Raw genomic sequence first — 17,236 nt, 5'->3', positions numbered from 1 at the left:
GATCGATTTAGCGGGACATGCTCGCCACTTCGGCGGCGAAGTCGGGCGCCTCTTCCTTCTCGATGCCCTCGCCGAGGGCGTAGCGGACGAAGCCCTTGATCGTGACCTCGGCGCCGGCCTTGCCCGCAGCTTCCTTGAGGATCTGCGTGACGGTCTTCGAGCCGTCATGGACGAAGGGCTGCTCCAAGAGGGTGACCTCCTTGTAGTAGCTCTTCAGGCCGCTCTCGACGATCTTGGCCAGCACGTGGTCCGGCTTGCCGGCGTTCTTCTCGCGCAGGATGTTGCTCTCGCGCTCGACCACGGCCGCATCGACGCCGGAGGCGTCCAGCGCGGTCGGGTTAGTGGCGGCGACGTGCATGGCGATCTGACGGCCGAGCGTCGAGAGGAACTCGACATCGCCCTCGGATTCGAGCGCGACGAGCACGCCGATCTTGCCGAGGCCTTCGTTGATCTGGCCGTGGACGTAGGAGGCGATCACGCCCTTGGCCACTTCGAGCTTGGCGACGCGGCGCAGGGTCATGTTCTCGCCGATGGTGGCGATGAGGTTCGACAGCGTGTCCTTCACCGTGTCGGACGAGCCGGGGAAGGTCGCGGCCTCCAAGCCCTCCAGGCTGCCGTCGGTGTTGAGCGCCAGCTTGGCGGCCTCGCGGGCGAAGGCCTGGAAGCCGTCGTTGCGGGCAACGAAGTCCGTCTCGGAATTCACCTCGACGATGGCGGCGTGACGGCCGGCGGACTCGACGGCGACCAGGCCCTCGGCGGCGACACGGCCGGCCTTCTTGGCAGCCTTGGCGAGACCCTTCTTGCGCAGCCAATCGACCGCCGCCTCGAGGTCGCCGTTGGTCTCGTTGAGCGCGCCCTTGCAATCCATCATGCCGGCGCCGGTCTTTTCGCGAAGCTCCTTCACGAGAGCGGCGGTGATGTTGGCCATGGCGATCCTCTTGCGGTCTGGAATGCAGGTCTGGAAGTGAATGAGCCCGGCGCTCGCTGAAAGCACCGGGCTGTGTAAGCTCTATGACGTTCCGGCCGCCGGGCCTCGGCCCGGCGACGCATCGGGAACGGATCAGGCAGCGGCGGCTTCGACGAAGGCGCGGGACTGCTCGACCCAGCCGTCGCGGGCGATGCGGCCGTTGAGCTTCAGGTCGGCATCGAGCTTGGCCACGTCGTCGGGCTGCATGGCGGCGATCTGCCAGTAATGCCACACGCCGGCGTCGTTGAGCTTCTGAACCAGCTGCGGGCCGACGCCCGTGAGCTTGGTCAGGTCGTCGGGCGCGCCGCGCGGGGCGGCGAGCTGCTCGAAGTGACCGGTCGATTCGGCGAGCGCCGCGACGTCGGCCGGGGCGATAGCATCGGAGGCCACGGAGGCCACGATGTCGTCGTTGGCCGGCAGTTCCTCGGCGGTCGGCTCCTCGGAGGCGCCGACATCGATGCCGAGCGCACCCTGGCCACGGCCGATGCCCTCGATCGCCGCGCGGGCGATCAGGTCGCAGTAGAGCGCGATGGCGCGGCCGGCATCGTCATTGGCCGGGACGATGTAGGAGATGCCGTCCGGGTTGCAGTTCGTGTCGACGATGGCGGCGACCGGGATGCCGAGGCGCTGGGCCTCCTTGATCGCCAGCTGCTCCTTGTTGGTGTCGATCACGAACAGGAGGTCGGGCACGCCGCCCATATCCTTGATGCCGCCGAGGGCCTTCTCCAGCTTCTCCTTCTCGCGGGTCAGCATGAGGCGCTCCTTCTTGGTGAGGCCGACGGCCCCGCCCTCGAGCGTCTCGTCGACCTTGCGCAGGCGCTGGATCGAGCCGGAGATGGTCTTCCAGTTGGTCAGCATGCCGCCGAGCCAACGGGAGTTGACGTAGTACTGGGCCGAGCGCTTGGCTGCCTCGGCGATGGCGTCCGCCGCCTGGCGCTTGGTGCCGACGAACAGCACGCGGCCGCCGCGGGCGACGGTGTCGCTCACCGCCTGGAGGGCGGCGTGGAGCGCCGGCACCGTCTGGGCGAGGTCGATGATGTGGATGTTGTTACGGGTGCCGAAGATGTAGGGCTGCATCTTCGGGTTCCAGCGGTGCGACTGGTGCCCGAAATGGGCGCCGGCCTCGAGGAGCTGGCGCATAGAGAAATCGACGGCCATGATTCTTCTGTTTCTCCGGTTGATACCGCCGCGGAGGATCGTAGCCGGCTGAGATGCCGACCACCGGAAACGCCCCATTCAGGCATGGGGCCGGCTCCGCGTGTGGAATGGGCGGGGCGTTAGCAGGGAAAGCCGCGATTGGCAAGCCGGCTTCCCCTCCGCCAGCGGGTGAGGCGGCCCCCGTTCTCGATGCCAGGCCCGCGCGGAACGCAAGGCCCGATCCTGTTCCGGGCTCAGCAGGCCGAATCGGAATCCGGTTCGGCCGGCCGCATGTCAGGCGGCTCTCACCGTGGCGAGGAAGCGGGACATCTCTGTGCTGAGATGCTCGGCCTGACGGGACAGTTCGGAGGCCGACGAGAGCACCTGGGACGCGGCCAAGCCCGTTTCCTCCGCCGCCGAGGCGACACCGGCGATGTTGTTCGTCACCTCGCCGGTGCCCGTCGCCGCATGGCTGACATTGCGCACGATCTCCTGGGTGGCCGCCCCCTGCTCCTCCACCGCCGCGGCGATGCCGGTCGCGACGCCGCTGATCTCGCGGATGCGGGTGCTGATGCCGTCGATGGCCGAGACGGTCTCGTCGGTCGCCCCCTGGATGCGCGCGATCTGGGCCGAGATCTCCTCGGTTGCCCGCGCCGTCTGGTTGGCGAGTTCCTTGACCTCGGCGGCCACCACGGCGAAGCCGCGTCCCGCGTCACCGGCCCGAGCGGCCTCGATGGTGGCATTGAGGGCGAGCAGGTTGGTCTGGCCGGCGATGGTCGAGATCAGCGCGACCACGTCGCCGATCCGGGTGGCCGCCTCCGAGAGATCCCGCACCAGGACCACGGTCTGCCCCGCTTCGCCGGCCGCGATCCCGGCGAGTTCGGCCGAACCGGCCACCTGACGCCCGATCTCCTGCACCGAGGAACCGAGTTCCTCGGCGGCGGCGGCGACCATGCCGACATTGCCCGCCGCCTGCTCCGCCGCCGCCGCCACGGCGGTGGATTGCCCCGCCGTCTGCGTGGCGATGGCGGTCATGCCCTGGGCGGTCGCCTGCAGCTCGGTCGCCGCAGCGGTGACCGTGCCGAGAATGCCGCCGACGGCCCGCTCGAACCCGTCGGCCATCGCGCGCATGCCGGCCTTGCGCTGTTCCTCGGCGGAGGCGCGGGCGAGCGCGGTCTCCTGTTCCAGGGCGCGGGTGCGGAGGATGTTGTCGCGGAAGACGCCGACGGCGGCGGACATCTCGCCGATCTCGTCGCCGCGTCGGCCATAGGGAACCGGCGCGGCGGTATCGCCCTCTGCGAGGCGGCGCATGGCCGCGCTCATCCGGCCGATCGGCCGCGAAACGCCGAGGAAGGAATAGATCGTCGCCCCCAGGGCCGTCAGCAGGCTGATCCCGAGCATGATCAGCGTCAGGCGCCGCGCATCCGTCTGCGCCCGACGGATCTCGGAATCGGCGGTTCGGCTGGCGGCGAGATTGATGTCGATCAGCCCCCGCGCGGCGGTCGAGGCGGACAGATAGTTCGCCTGCATCGGCCCACGGAAGGCGGCCATCGCCTCCTCGTAGCGCTCGGCCGGGAAGGCGCGCAGGCGCTCCCAATCGGCCTGCAAGGAGCCGAGCTTGTTGCGCAGGGCGTCGTAGGCCGTCTGCTCCTCGGGCGAGGCGACCAGGGCCCGGTAGGCCTCGACCTTGACGTCCCGTTCCCGCGTGAGTTCAGCGACCTTGCCGACGCTCTCGGTCCTGGCGGCCTCGCTCTCCGCCGTCATGTAGCGGAACTGCCAGAGCCGCGCCCGGATGATGAGGGCGTTGATGGCATTCGCCTCGTTCATCGACGGAATGGTGTTGTCGAGCAAGGCGCCCGTCTTCGTGTCGATGGCGTCGAGCTTGCTCATGCTCAGGATGCCCTGGGCGAGGGACAAGGTGAGCATCAGAGCGAACAGCCCCATGAGGCTGTTTTTGAGGGTGATCTTCATCGGAGGCGCCCCGCGGCAGGTACGCCTCAGTGCCGCCCCCGCGTTAACAAACGGCGAAATCGATATTCATCCGTACCGAAGACGGTTTCTCCCGCAGTCACTTGTCACCAGGGCACCCGTTCGAACCGAACTGGAGGAGATCGGAAAGGGTCTTGGCCCGCCACATCCATTCAGCCGGCCGAGCCATGTCATTCCCCGCGGAAAAAACATCCTGATACGGGATCCGCTTGATCGGGGCGGGTTGCGTCTCGGCAAGCCCGCGCAGCGTTCGAGCGAAGCCCGAATCCGCCATCCCGAAGGGAGCAACCGGATTTGGGATGACGGACCCAAGACGCCCGACGCCTCCGCGCCGGCCGGTCCCCGGATCACCGCACCCAGGTGGGTGGGACGAGCCGAAAATCGGATCACGGTCCGGTCGATCCACGCCCGGACCGGGCGCCGCGCGGGTCCGGCACGGTCGGAAGCATGGCCGGACTCGCGCGGCAGGCGGGGATCACGCCGCCGAGGCGACCGCCGGCGAGATCATCTTGCGCGCCTTCTTGTCCTCGGTGGTGCCGAGGAAGGCCTGGGCCTCCTCCTTGCGCTCGAAGACGTGGGGGGCCACGCCGCGCTTGGTCAGGGCCTCCTCCATCTTCAGGCGCAGGAAGGCGCTGGTCGCGTAGCGGGTCGTCGTCGCGTAGTAGTTCGCCTGGAGATACTGAATCATCCCGGCATAGTCGTCGTAGAGGTTCTCGTTGAGCCGGAAGCCGTCGTGGTTGATCACGGCGTTGACCCGCTGACCGGCCTTGCGGCAGGCCTCGACGATGGTCATGCGCAGATCGTCCATGTCGCTCTTCACCCGGCAGTACCAGCCTTCCAGGTTGATGAAGAGGATGTTGCGCTCGCCATCGTAGCTGACGCGCGACTTCAGATCGAGGTTGAGCAGGTCGGAGAGCAGCTCCATCGGCTCGTCGCGGAAGATGCGCGGGTCCATCGGCACCGGATTGCGCACGATCGGGGCGAAATCCATGTGGGCCAGGATATCGCGCTCGATATCGATGCCCGGCGCCACCTCGATCAGTTCCAGCCCCTCCTTGGTGAGCTGGAAGACGCAGCGTTCGGTGACGTAGATCACCGGCTGCGAGCGCTCGACGGCGTAGGGCCCCGAGAAGGTGTTCTGCTGAACCTCGGTGACGAATTTCCGGGCCCGGCCCTCCGTGACGATCTTCACCTGCCCGTCCTGCACCGCGATCTCCAGGCCGCCGGCGGTGAAGGTGCCGGCGAAGACGACCGAGCGGGCATTCTGCGAGATGTTGATGAAGCCGCCGCAGCCGTTGAGCTTGCCGCCGAATTTCGAGGTGTTGACGTTGCCGGCCCGATCGCACTCGGCCATGCCGAGGCAGGTCATGTCGAGGCCGCCGCCATCGTAGAAGTCGAACATCTGGTTCTGGTCGATGATGCAGTCGGCATTCGTCGCCGCGCCGAAGCTCGACCCGGAGGCCAGAACGCCGCCGACCGCCCCGGCCTCCGTGGTCAGGGTGATGTAGGGGGTGATCTTCTCCTCGTTGGCGACGGAGGAGATGCCCTCGGGAGCGCCGACGCCGAGATTGACCACGCCGTTCGGCGGCAGCTCGAAGGCGGCGCGGCGGGCGATGATCTTACGCTCGTTGAGCGCCATCCGCTTGATGCCGGTGACCGGCACCCGGATCTCGCCGGCGAGGGCGGCGTCGTACATCACGCCGTAATTCATCCGGTGCATCTCGGGTTCGGCGACGACGACGCAATCGACGAGGATGCCGGGGACGCGCACGTCCTTGGGCAGGAGATAGCCGTCATCGACGATGCGCTCGACCTGGGCGATGACGATGCCGCCATTGTTGCGGGCGGCCATGGCCTGGGCGAGGCAATCGAGGGTAAGCGCCTCCTTCTCGAAGGAAAGGTTGCCCGACGGGTCGGCAGAGGTGGCGCGGATGAAGGCCACGTCGATCTTGGTGGCGGTGTAGAACAGCCATTCCTCGCCATCGACCTCGACGAGCTTGACGATGTCCTCCGTCGTCACCTCGTTGACCTTGGCTCCGCCATGGCGCGGATCGACATAGGTCTTGAGGCCGACCTTCGAGAACAGGCCCGGCTGGCCCGCTGCGCAGGCCCGGTAGAGCTGGGAGATTACGCCCTGGGGCAGGTTGTAGCCGCGGATCAGGTTGTTCTGCGCGGCCTGTGCGACCTTGGGCATGCGCCCGAAATTGGCGGCGATGACCCGCGAGAGCAGGCCGTCATGGTGCAGGCGGCCGGTACCGAGCCCTTTCGAGTCGCCCGCGCCCGCGGTCATGATCAGGGTCAGGCCCCGGGGCGAGCCGGTCTCGACGAAGCGCTTCTCGAGGGCCGCGTGCAGCGCCTCCGGGATGCAGCTCTGGACGAAGCCGGTGGTGGTCAGGACATCGTTCTCGCGGATCAGAGCGATCGCCTCGTCGGCCGTGATCACCTTGTTCTTCTTCATGGGGCCCGCCGTCCTCCGCTTCCTCCGGTCCGGGCGGTGTCGTCCGCCTCTCGCCGTCTGTGATCGAACATACCGCCGGCCGCCCACGCGAAGCCGGAAAGATCTCCGCCTCGCTTGGCCGGCTGAATTCTGCATGCAATCGTCATTGCAGTGCATCGATACGCCGATGCACTGCAAGAAACTGCACCTCTTGCTTGCGACAATACCCGAAAACCTTTCCCGCGCACGCCTGAAAAACTCTTCCTTCCCGCTTGAGAAAAATTGCAGATCTTTTGATCGGACGAACCGGCCCGCAGCGACATCGCAGCCGGGCTTCCCGGGGGCTCGACGCGACAAGCCCTCTCGGATCGGCCGCGCTTGCCCGTGCCGCGGTGCATGATTAGGAGGGCCGGAAAGCCTGGAACGCCGTCCGGGCCGTCAACCCCTCGAAGACCCTCTCGGAGATATCCCATGGGCTTTCTCGCCGACGCCCTCTCACGGGTGAAGCCGTCCGCGACCATCGCGATGACCCAGAAGGCGCGCGAGCTGAAGGCCTCGGGCATGGATGTCATCAGCCTCTCGGTCGGCGAGCCGGACTTCGACACGCCCGATCACATCAAGGAGGCGGCGATCGACGCGATCCGCCGCGGCGAGACCAAGTACCCGCCCGTCTCCGGCATCGTGCCGCTGCGCGAGGCGATCGTAAAGAAGTTCAAGCGCGAGAACGGCCTGGACTACAAGGTCTCGCAGACCATCGTCGGGACCGGCGGCAAGCACGTCATCTACAACGCCCTGCTCGCCACCCTGAACCCCGGCGACGAGGTGGTGATCCCGCGCCCCTACTGGGTCTCCTATCCGGAGATGGTGATCCTGTGCGGCGGCACCCCGGTCTTCGCCGAGACCGACATGGCGCACGACTTCAAGCTCCAGCCCGAGGAGCTGGAGCGGGCGATCACGCCGAAGACGAAGTGGATCATCCTCAACTCGCCGTCGAACCCGTCCGGCGCGGCCTATACCCGCGACGAGATGAAGAAGATCACCGACGTGCTGATGCGCCATCCGCATGTCTGGGTGCTCACCGACGACATGTACGAGCACCTGACCTACGGCGATTTCGAGTTCGTGACCCCGGCCCAGGTCGAGCCCGGCCTCTACGACCGCACGCTCACCATGAACGGCGTCTCGAAGGCCTATGCCATGACCGGCTGGCGCATCGGCTACGCCGCCGGCCCCGAGCAGCTGATCAAGGCGATGGACTTCGTCCAGGGCCAGCAGACCTCGGGCGCCTCCTCGATCTCGCAATGGGCGGCGGTGGCCGCCCTCGACGGCACGCAGGAGCACCTCGCCCGCTTCAAGGCGGCGTTCCAGGAGCGGCGCGACCTCGTCGTCTCGATGCTCAACCAGTCGAACGGCCTGAAATGCCCGGTGCCGGAAGGCGCGTTCTACGTCTACCCGTCCTGTGCCGAGCTGATCGGCAAGACGACCGAATCCGGCAAGACCCTCGCGTCGGACGAGGATTTCGTCACGGAGCTGCTGCAGGCGGAGGGCGTCGCCGCCGTCCACGGCTCGGCCTTCGGCCTCGGCCCGAACCTGCGGATCTCCTACGCCACCTCCAACAAGACCCTGGAGGAGGCCTGCCGGCGCATCCAGCGCTTCTGCGGCTCGCTGCGCTGAAGACAACGCGGGACCAAGCGTCGCAACCGCGAAGCAGAGCCGCTGCGCGGTTGCCCAGGGCAGCCCGGACCTCTACATCGGCCCCTCCCCGCGGCCGATGCGCCCGATGGTTTCGCGAGCCCTCTCGGGCCTGCGTGGCGGCGGGGCCTGCAGTGACGGGGCGGTGCGGACCAGTTCTCTGCGCCGATCCTGTGACGCTCAGTGGGCCGAGCGGCTGCAGGCGCGTCGGGAGCGCGGGGAACAGGAACCGCGATCCCGGCGCAAGGCCCACCACGTTTTCGCGATCCAGAGATCGTTAACGGTCTTTCTCAAACAAAAACGAACGGAGCAGAGGGTAGCCGTCGAGCCTGACCGCTCGAAGGTTGCAACCTTGCCCCTGTCCGACAGAAATCGCGCCTCCGCCCGCCAGTATCTGCCGGAAGCGAAGCTGGGCGACCTCGCCGGCCGTTTGCGGCGCCTCGCCAGCCATAAGGGCCTGGTGCGCGAGCAGATCTCCAGCCCACTGCTTCTGCGCCTGCTGCCGAGGCCGAGCGACAGCGAGAAACCGGGCTCCGAAGCCGCCCTGCTCCAGCGCCTCCTCGACGCCAATCTCGACGCCGCCCGGATCTCCTATCTGATGGCCAATGCCGAGCAGGAGATCGCCATCGCCCATTCGCGCCTGTCGGGCTGAGCGACTCTCACGAAACTCCCGCTGCACCGTCGCGGCCGGGGAGGATACGCGATCAGACGATCTCGATCCGCCCGTCGAGGCCGATCACGCGCCCCAGGCCACGGACGCGGTTCAGCAGGCGCTCGCCGTTCAGCGCCGCCCGTTCGGCGGGCAGGCGCAGCACAACCTTGCCGTCCTCCACCGCGATCGGGATCCGCTTCAGCGGCCCCTCCATCCCGGCGGAAACCGGGAAGGCGACGCGCATCAGGGCGCCGACGAGGCGGGCCCGGTCGAACAGGCGGGGCCCGGCCAGATTGCGCAGCGTCGAGCTCGCCCGCTCCGGCGCCACGCCCTCGTGGCGGAAGAAGCCGGACAGGGCGAGATAGGCGCGGCCGGGATGGTCGATCCCGGCGAAGGCGGCGTTGGCGATCACGTTGAGGCTCTGCTCGCCCCGGTAATCGGGATGGGCCCGCCAGCCGATATCCGAGAGCAGGCAGGCGGCGTGGCGCAGGCGGCGCTCGCCCGCGGTCTCCGGGCCGTCGAGGGTCGCGATGAAGTGGTCGGTCCAGTCGCGCAGCTCCTCGCCATGGCCGGGGGAGCGGGCGCGCTGCAGGTTCAGGTCCTGCGCCGAGACGATCAGCGGATCGAGGGCGCGGGTGTCGCGGTCGAGCTGCTCGAACAGCAAGCCCTCCCGCACGCCGAAGGCGGAGATCGCGATCTCGCGGGGGCGGCCCAGGCGGATGATCTCTTCCAGGACGACGGCTCCGAAGGCGAGGAGCGGACGGCGGGCCTCGGAGATGGTCTCGACCTCCTGCAGGGTCGCGGCGTCGCTCGCCTCGACCATTTCGAGGAAGCTCAACTCGTCGGACGGCTCCACGGCGTAGCCGTGCATGACGTGGAGCGGGTAGCCGCGGGCGGCCTGATGCAGCCGCGCCAGGGCCCGCCACGTGCCGCCCACGGCGTAGAAGGTGCGCCCGCGCAGGGTATCGAGCTGCGGCTCGGCCTTCTTCAGATGCTCCCGCGCGATCTTGCGCGCCTTCTTCGGCGAATTCTCGGAGAGATCCTGGAGCGCCAGCCCGCCGAGCGGCATGGTCACGCCCTGGCCCACCGTCGTACCGTGGACATCGACGAGTTCCAGCGAGCCGCCGCCGAGATCGCCGACCACGCCGTCGGGCGAGTAGAAACCGGAGACGACGCCCAGCGCCGACAGTTCCGCCTCGCGTCGCCCGGAGAGAAGCTGGATCTCCTGGCCGAGCGCCTCGCGCGCCGCCTCGAGAAAGGCCGGGCCGTTGGCGGCGTCCCGGGCGGCGGCGGTCGCCAGCACGACGATGCGGTCGATCCGCATCGTGTCGCACAGGACGCGGAAACGGCGCAGGGCCGCGAGCGCCCGCTGCACCGAATCCTCGTTGAGGCGGCCCGTGGAGAAGACGCTGCGGCCGAGGCCGCACAGGACCTTCTCGTTGTAGAGCGGCGTCGGCCCGCGCCGGAGCCCGTCATAGGCGACGAGCCGCACGGAGTTCGAGCCGATATCGATGATCGCGATGGGGGCGAGCGTGGGTGCGGTCGTCATCAGGGCCGGCCGTTCGGCTTAAGGGCAAGCATCAGGTGGGAACGTGTCGGGCCCATGCATGTCCCTCGTACCAAGCGGCATGGATCCCGACCGAAGCCGGGCCCGGAACGCCCGGAGGACGCCTGCCGGCCCCGTCTCGTCTCCCGTCGAGCGATGCGATCGGCGACGCGCGGGGGCCGCCGATCGAGACAGGGGTGCCCCCGCGAACGGAGCACCCGCGATGGTGACGGGCCGGGGCGCCGTCAGGACCGGTGCGCCCGGCGGCTCAAGGCCCGCGGGCTCGACTTCTTCGACGACTTCCCGCGCCCGGACAGGCTCGGATTCGTCATGAAGTACTTGTGCGCGTTGAACGGCTCCTCACCGTCGGCGGGGCTGATCCGCTCGCTCGCACCCGATGCCAGTACACGCCAGCTCTGCCGGTTGTCGAGCAGGTTGGCCAGCATGATCTGGTCGAGCACCTGCTGATGCACCGTCGGGTTGGTGATCGGCAGCAGGGCTTCGACCCGGCGGTCGAGGTTGCGCTGCATCAGATCGGCCGAGGAGATATAGACCGTGGCCTTCGGGTGAGGCAGCCCGGCGCCGTTGCCGAAGGCGTAGACGCGCTCGTGCTCGAGGAAGCGCCCGACGATGGACTTGACCCGGATCGTGTCGGACAGGCCCGGGATCCCGGGCCGCAGGCAGCAGATGCCGCGGACGATGCAATCGATCTGCACCCCCTCCTGGCTGGCATCGTAGAGCGCATCGATGATCTGGCCGTCGACCAGGGAGTTGCATTTGATCCAGATCGCCGCCGGGCGCCCCGCCTTGGCGTGAGCGATCTCCTCCTCGATATGCTGCAACAGGCGCGGCTTGAGGGTGAGCGGCGAGACCGCCATGCGCTCCAGCTCCGCCGGCTCGGCATAGCCGGTGATGAAGTTGAAGATGCGCGACACGTCCCGGGCGATGGCCGGGTCGGCGGTGAAGAAGGACAGGTCGGTGTAGATCTTCGCGGTGATCGGGTGGTAGTTGCCGGTGCCGACATGGCAGTAGGTGACGAGGCGGTCGCCCTCGCGGCGCACCACCATCGACAGCTTGGCGTGGGTCTTCAGCTCGACGAAGCCGAACACCACCTGAGCGCCGGCCTTCTCCAGGTTGCGCGCCCAGCGGATATTGGCCTCCTCGTCGAAGCGGGCCTTCAGCTCGACGAGCGCGGTCACCGACTTGCCGGCCTCCGCCGCCTCGGCCAAAGCCGCGACGATCGGCGAGTTCGAGGAGGTCCTGTAGAGCGTCTGCTTGATCGCCACCACGTTCGGGTCGCGGGCGGCCTGGGACAGGAACTGCACCACCGAGTCGAACGACTCGTAGGGGTGGTGGACGATGAAGTCCTTCTGCCGGATCGCGGCGAAGACGTCGCCGCCGGATTCCCGGATCCGCTCGGGGAAGCGCGGATTGTAGGGCTTGAACTTCAGGTCCGCCCGGTCGATCCCGACGATCTGCGACAACTCGTTGAGCGCCAGCATCCCCTCGACCACGAAGACGGAATCGGGGGCGATCTCCAGTTCGTCGGCGACGAAGGCGCGCAGCTCCTCCGTCATGCCCGCCTCGATCTCCAGCCGGATCACCACGCCGCGGCGGCGGCGCTTGATCGCGGATTCGAAGTGCAGGACGAGATCCTCCGCCTCCTCCTCGATTTCGAGGTCGGAGTCGCGCACCACGCGGAAGGCGCCTTGGCCTTTGAGCGTGTAGCCGGGAAAGAGCCGGCTCGCATATTTGGCGATCACCTGCTCGATGGCGATGAAGCGGGCGGTGCCGTCGCCCTCCACGTCCGGCAGGCGCACGAAGCGGTCGAGCAGGGAGGGCAGGCGGATCAAGGCCCGCAGGGTGCGCCCGTCCCGAGGCCGCACCATCATCAGCGCGACGGTGAAGCCGAGATTCGGGATGAACGGAAAGGGATGGGCCGGATCGATGGCGAGCGGCGTCAGCACCGGGAAGACGTAGGTGAGGAAATAGTCGTCGAGCCAAGCGAGATGCTCCGACGACAGCTCGGCCGGATCGGCGAGATGGATGCCGTTCGCGTTCAGCTCCTCCCGCAGGGCGCGCCAGCGCTCCTGCTGGTCGAGGGCGAGGCGCGAGACCTCGTTGCCGACCCGCGCCAGCTGCTCGGAGGGCGTCAGCCCGTCCTGCGACGGCACCACGATGCCGGCGCGGACCTGATCGTGCAGGCCGGCGACGCGCACCATGAAGAACTCGTCCAGATTGTTGGCCGAGATCGAGAGGAAGCGGAGCTGCTCCAGCAGCGGATGGTTGGGATTGGCGGATTCCTCCAGCACCCGGCGGTTGAACTGGAGCCAGGACAGCTCACGGTTCACGAAACGCTCGGGCGAGTGCCGCAGGGAGCGGCCGGCTTCCAGCACGGGCTCGCGGGCAGCCTCCGCCGCATCGCTCTCCCCCGTATTGTCGGGCTCGGCCGGCTTCTCGCCGGCCTTCTCGGCGGCGAGGATGCGGGCGGCGCGGGCCGTGCGGGCGCGGGCGGTGGCGCTGCGCACGCCGCGCTCGGTCGCAAGGCTGGTTTCTTCGGCCTCGGCCACCTCCGCGTTCGGGGCGACGATATCCGATTCCACTTCCGACAACGCGCGGGCTCCCTTCCACTCTCTCCGGACAGGCGGGCTCCCTATCATGAGCCGGCCGCCCTTGTTTGACGGTTTCGTGACAATGGGTCGAGGGCTGTGACGCCGTTCGCCCGCGTCTCAACCACCGGGGCCGGCCCTCCCGTCCTCACGCCTCGGCGTCGTCCTCGGTGTCCTCCTCCGGCGCGCCGGCCTCTCCCAGGCGGTCGAGCACGGCGAGGGCGAGCGGCCGGGTGATGCGGCGGCGGCGCCCGAGGGCGTCGCGGTCGAGCTCTGCCACGACCTCGCGGGCCCGGGCGAGCGAGCGGTCGATGCGCAGCGCCAGGGCATCGACCACCGAGGTATCGATCCCGAGCTGACGGTCGGCGAACAGCTTGACGATCACCGCCTTCATCAGCGCGTCGTCCGGCGGACCGATCTCCGCCCCCGGCGCCAGCCGCAGGCGCGAGCGCAGATCCGCCACCCGCAGCCCGAAGGCATCGACCGGCGCCGAGGCCGTGAGCAGCACGGGGAAGCGCCGCTCGCGGGCGAGGTTGAGCAGGTGGAACAGAGCCGCCTCGTCACGGCCGGCCTCGCGGTCGACATCCTCGACGACGAGGGCGCCGTTGGAGATCAGATGCGCGACGTTGGTGTCGTTCACCTCGGACGCCGAGACCGTCCAGGCCTGGGCCCGCGTCGCCCAGATCGAGGCGAGATGGCTCTTGCCGCTGCCGGCGGGGCCGCGCAGCAGGAATACGGTGTCCGGCCAGTCCGGCCATGCCTCGATCAGGGCATAGGCCTCCTCGTTCGACGGACTCACCAGGAAATCCTCGGCGCCGTAGCGCGGGTCCAGGGGCAGGTCGAAGGCGAGCTGCTTCGGGGGAGCGGTATCGCGCATGGTGGCCTCTTAGAGTGCCTCGCAAAACTCCCGAGGACGCACCGTTTCCCCTCTGGCCACGACAGCGCAGCGGGAGTTTCGTGAGAGACATTTAGACCGGACGGACGGCGATTCTCCTAACGGCCGACGTCAAACCTCTTCTCCATCGGTGATGAGCACCGGCCCGTCGGAGCGGTAGAGCCGGCTTTCCAGGTAGCGCTCGATGCCGAAGCGCACCACGACGCCGATGGAGGCGGCGACCGGCACGGCGAGCAGGAGGCCGAGGAAACCGAACAGCGAGCCGAAGGCGAGCAGCGCGAACATCAGCCAGACCGGATGAAGGCCGACCGAATCGCCCACCAGCTTGGGCGAGACGACGTTCCCTTCCAGGAACTGCCCGACCAGAAACACGCCGAGGGTGAGGCCGATATGCAGCCAGTCGCCGCTCGGCCACCATTGCACCAGGGCGACGCCGATGGAGAGCATGAAGCCGGTGAGCGTGCCGACATAGGGGATGAAGGTGAGAAAGCCCGAGATCAGCCCGATCAGCACGCCGAAATTCAGCCCGACCAGGAACAGGCCGACCGCGTAGAAGCTGCCGAGGATCAGGCAGACCAAGCTCTGCCCGCGCACGAAGCCGGTGACGGCCCCGTCGATCTCCCCGGCCAGCCGCCGCACCGTCGGGCGGTGGCGCGGCGGCACCCAACCGTCGAGGGTGGCGATCATCCGGTCCCAATCGTGCAGCACGTAGAAGGCGACGACCGGGGTGACCACGAGCAGCGAGGCGATGGAGACGAGCGCCTGGCTCCCCGTCCAGAGCGACTTGAGGAAGGCCAGGAACCACGTGCCGCCCTGGCCGACCAGGGTGCCGACCGAGGATTGCAGCTCGTTGACGACCTCGGCGCCGCCCACCCGCTGCAGCAGCGGCCCGGCGCGCTCCACGAGGATGCTCTGCAGCCGGGCGACCATGGCCGGCAGGGCGTTCACGAGGGAGGCGATCTGGCTGGCGGCGAGCGGCACCACGATGATGAGCAGCACCACGAAGCCGACCACGAAGCCCGCCAGGATCAGCAGGGTCGCGGCGAGCCGCCCGAGGCCGAGCCGCTCCAGCCGGTCGGCCAGCGGATCGAGCAGATAAGCGAGCGCCAGCCCCGCCACGAAGGGCAGCATCACCTCCCGCAGTTCGTAGAGCAGGAAGATCAGGACCGCGAGAATGGAGAGCCCGATGATTGCCCGGCCGCGCATCGAGGTCTCGTCCTTACCCAGTTCGTCCGGCCGGGACATTGGGAAGCGCGGCCTTCCGGGTCAAGGCGAAGCGATCTTGCGGCGGGCGGCGGCCCATGATGCTGTGCTAGAGCGGGCCGCCTGCGCACGGGACAGTGGCCATTCGCGGCGCGATGTGGCAGCGGATTTCTCCATGACCAGACAGAACCGGACGACGGGGCGGCGATGACGGCGCAGGACGGGAACGGGCTCACCTACGCGCAGGCGGGCGTCGACATCGATGCGGGCAACGCGCTCGTCGAGACCATCAAGCCGCTGGTGCGCTCCACGCGCCGGCCGGGAGCGGATGCGGAGATCGGCGGCTTCGGCGGCCTGTTCGACCTCAAGGCGGCCGGCTTCAAGGATCCGATCCTGGTGGCCGCCAATGACGGCGTCGGCACCAAGGTGAAGATCGCCATCGAGACCGGGCGCCACGACACGATCGGCATCGACCTCGTGGCGATGTGCGTCAACGACATCGTCGTGCAGGGCGCCGAGCCGCTGTTCTTCCTCGACTATTACGCGACGGCCAAGCTGGTGCCGGGGGTGGGCGCGGAGATCGTGTGCGGCATCGCCGAGGGCTGCCGGCAGGCAGGCTGCGCCCTGATCGGCGGCGAGACCGCCGAGATGCCGGGCCTCTATGACGGCGCCGATTACGATCTCGCCGGCTTCTCGGTGGGCGCGGCCGAGCGCGGCACCCTGCTGCCCCGCCCCGGCATCCTGCCCGGCGACGTCGTGCTCGGCCTGCCCTCCTCCGGCGTCCACTCGAACGGCTTCTCGCTGGTCCGGCGGATCGTGGCCAAGACCGGCCTGTCCTGGGACGCCGCAGCGCCGTTCGCGCCGGGCCGCAGCCTCGGCGAGGCTTTGCTGGAGCCGACCCGGATCTACGTGAAGCCGCTGCTGGCCGCCCTGAAGCGGGCCGGCGGCATCAAGGCGCTCGCCCACATCACCGGCGGCGGCTTCCCCGACAACCTCCCCCGCGTCCTGCCCGAGGGCGTCGGCATCGACATCGACCTCGCGGCCTTCGCCGTGCCGCCGGTCTTCGGCTGGCTGGCGCGCGAGGGCGGCGTGGCCGAGGCGGAGATGCTGCGCACCTTCAACTGCGGCATCGGCATGGTGGTGGTGGTCGCCTCCGACGCGGCGGAAGCCGTGGCGGACGCGCTCACCGAGGCGGGCGAGGCGCCGGTCCGGCTCGGGCAGATCACCGAGCGGGGCGCGGAGCCGGTGACCTTCACGGGGCATCTGGCGCTGTGACCGTTCCGGTTGCGAAGAAGCGGGTCGCGATCCTGATCTCGGGACGCGGCTCGAACATGGTCTCGCTGATCGAGGCGGCCCGCGCCCCCGATTACCCGGCCGAGATCGTGCTCGTGCTCTCGAACCGCCCCGACGCCGCCGGTCTCGCACGGGCGCAGGCCGCGGGGATCCCGGCGCGGGCCGTCGATCACAAGGCCTTCCCCGACCGGGCGCGCTTCGACGCGGCGCTCCAGGCGGAACTCGACGCCGCCGGCATCGAGCTGATCGTGCTCGCCGGCTTCATGCGCATCCTCACCGATGCCTTCGTCGAGGCCTGGAGCGGGCGGATGATCAACATCCATCCCTCCCTGCTGCCGCTGTTCAAGGGCACGCACACCCATGAGCGGGCGCTGGAAGCGGGCATGCGCCTGCACGGCTGCACCGTCCATTACGTCGTCCCCGAACTCGATGCCGGGCCCATCGTCGCCCAGGCGGCGGTGCCGGTTCTGCCCGGAGACGATGCCGACAGCCTCGCCGCCCGGGTGATCGTGCAGGAGCATCGGCTCTACCCCCAGGCCGTGGCGCTGATCGCTTCGGGCGGCGCGGTGCTGGACGGCGGGCGCGTGCGCTTCGCCGAGCGCGCCCGCGCGGCGGAAGATGCGTTGCTCTCGCTCTGAGATATCGTTCGACGAGTCGTCCATCCCCCCTCATCCTGAGGTGCCCGCGCCAGCGGGCCTCGAAGGATCATCCAGACCCCGCGCGAATCCTGGACCATCCTTCGAGGCCGCTTCGCGGCACCTCAGGATGAGGGCATGGATGGGATGGTCCGATCCGCCGATCCGCACGCCATCCTTC

Annotated in this window: 12 protein-coding genes; 4 read left to right on the top strand and 8 right to left on the bottom strand. The window is 68.7% G+C overall.

Translation table 11 applies throughout. From position 1 onward, the window contains the following. Positions 1-7: 7 nt before the first annotated feature. The 4 genes from tsf to MZTS_RS00315 all read right to left on the bottom strand — a co-directional run bounded on the left by tsf (position 8) and on the right by MZTS_RS00315 (position 6,551). Positions 8-928, bottom strand: coding sequence for a translation elongation factor Ts (gene tsf / locus MZTS_RS00330; RefSeq protein ID WP_192280233.1), 921 nt, complete (start codon positions 926-928; stop codon positions 8-10). Between the two features lie 132 nt (positions 929-1,060). Beyond that, positions 1,061-2,125, bottom strand: a complete 1,065-nt coding sequence (locus MZTS_RS00325) for a 30S ribosomal protein S2 (RefSeq protein WP_192280230.1) — start codon at positions 2,123-2,125, stop codon at positions 1,061-1,063. Positions 2,126-2,398: 273 nt separating this feature from the next. Continuing rightward, positions 2,399-4,075, bottom strand: coding sequence for a methyl-accepting chemotaxis protein (locus tag MZTS_RS00320; protein ID WP_192280227.1), 1,677 nt, complete (start codon positions 4,073-4,075; stop codon positions 2,399-2,401). A gap of 493 nt (positions 4,076-4,568) precedes the next feature. After that, positions 4,569-6,551 carry an acyl CoA:acetate/3-ketoacid CoA transferase gene (locus MZTS_RS00315; RefSeq protein ID WP_192280225.1) on the bottom strand — a complete coding sequence of 661 codons (1,983 nt, stop codon included), beginning with the start codon at positions 6,549-6,551 and terminating at the stop codon, positions 4,569-4,571. Positions 6,552-7,001: 450 nt separating this feature from the next. Between MZTS_RS00315 and MZTS_RS00310 the strand changes: the two genes are divergently transcribed. Both MZTS_RS00310 and MZTS_RS00305 read left to right on the top strand, forming a co-directional pair. After that, complete coding sequence (locus MZTS_RS00310) at positions 7,002-8,204, top strand: pyridoxal phosphate-dependent aminotransferase (protein WP_009865073.1); 1,203 nt, start codon at positions 7,002-7,004, stop codon at positions 8,202-8,204. Positions 8,205-8,574: 370 nt separating this feature from the next. Continuing rightward, positions 8,575-8,874 (top strand): hypothetical protein, encoded by a 300-nt coding sequence (locus tag MZTS_RS00305; protein ID WP_192280222.1) that lies wholly within the window; start codon positions 8,575-8,577, stop codon positions 8,872-8,874. A 52-nt stretch (positions 8,875-8,926) separates the two neighbouring features. On the opposite strand, the gene ppx is transcribed toward MZTS_RS00305, so the two are convergent. The 4 genes from ppx to MZTS_RS00285 form a co-directional block, all read right to left on the bottom strand. Beyond that, positions 8,927-10,423 (bottom strand): exopolyphosphatase, encoded by a 1,497-nt coding sequence (ppx, locus tag MZTS_RS00300; RefSeq protein ID WP_192280219.1) that lies wholly within the window; start codon positions 10,421-10,423, stop codon positions 8,927-8,929. Positions 10,424-10,665: 242 nt separating this feature from the next. Then, entirely contained in the window at positions 10,666-13,032 is a 2,367-nt protein-coding gene (locus MZTS_RS00295) for an RNA degradosome polyphosphate kinase (RefSeq protein ID WP_192280216.1), read from the bottom strand. 145 nt (positions 13,033-13,177) lie between these two features. After that, positions 13,178-13,906 carry a P-loop NTPase family protein gene (locus MZTS_RS00290; protein WP_192280213.1) on the bottom strand — a complete coding sequence of 243 codons (729 nt, stop codon included), beginning with the start codon at positions 13,904-13,906 and terminating at the stop codon, positions 13,178-13,180. 129 nt (positions 13,907-14,035) lie between these two features. Then, positions 14,036-15,130 carry an AI-2E family transporter gene (locus MZTS_RS00285; protein WP_192280290.1) on the bottom strand — a complete coding sequence of 365 codons (1,095 nt, stop codon included), beginning with the start codon at positions 15,128-15,130 and terminating at the stop codon, positions 14,036-14,038. Positions 15,131-15,334: 204 nt separating this feature from the next. Here MZTS_RS00285 and purM point away from each other — a divergent pair, with 204 nt between their 5' ends. Together purM and purN are read left to right on the top strand one after the other, a co-directional pair. Next, complete coding sequence (gene purM / locus MZTS_RS00280) at positions 15,335-16,402, top strand: phosphoribosylformylglycinamidine cyclo-ligase (RefSeq protein WP_192280210.1); 1,068 nt, start codon at positions 15,335-15,337, stop codon at positions 16,400-16,402. Continuing rightward, positions 16,399-17,058 (top strand): phosphoribosylglycinamide formyltransferase, encoded by a 660-nt coding sequence (gene purN / locus MZTS_RS00275; RefSeq protein ID WP_192280207.1) that lies wholly within the window; start codon positions 16,399-16,401, stop codon positions 17,056-17,058. The genes purM and purN overlap by 4 nt, the downstream gene beginning before the upstream one ends. Positions 17,059-17,236 lie beyond the last annotated feature (178 nt).

This window comes from Methylorubrum zatmanii (genome assembly GCF_014845115.1).
In the GTDB taxonomy this organism is placed as follows: domain Bacteria; phylum Pseudomonadota; class Alphaproteobacteria; order Rhizobiales; family Beijerinckiaceae; genus Methylobacterium; species Methylobacterium zatmanii.
The sequence above is the reverse complement of the archived record's forward strand: the minus strand, read 5'-3'. Positions and strand labels throughout refer to the sequence as shown.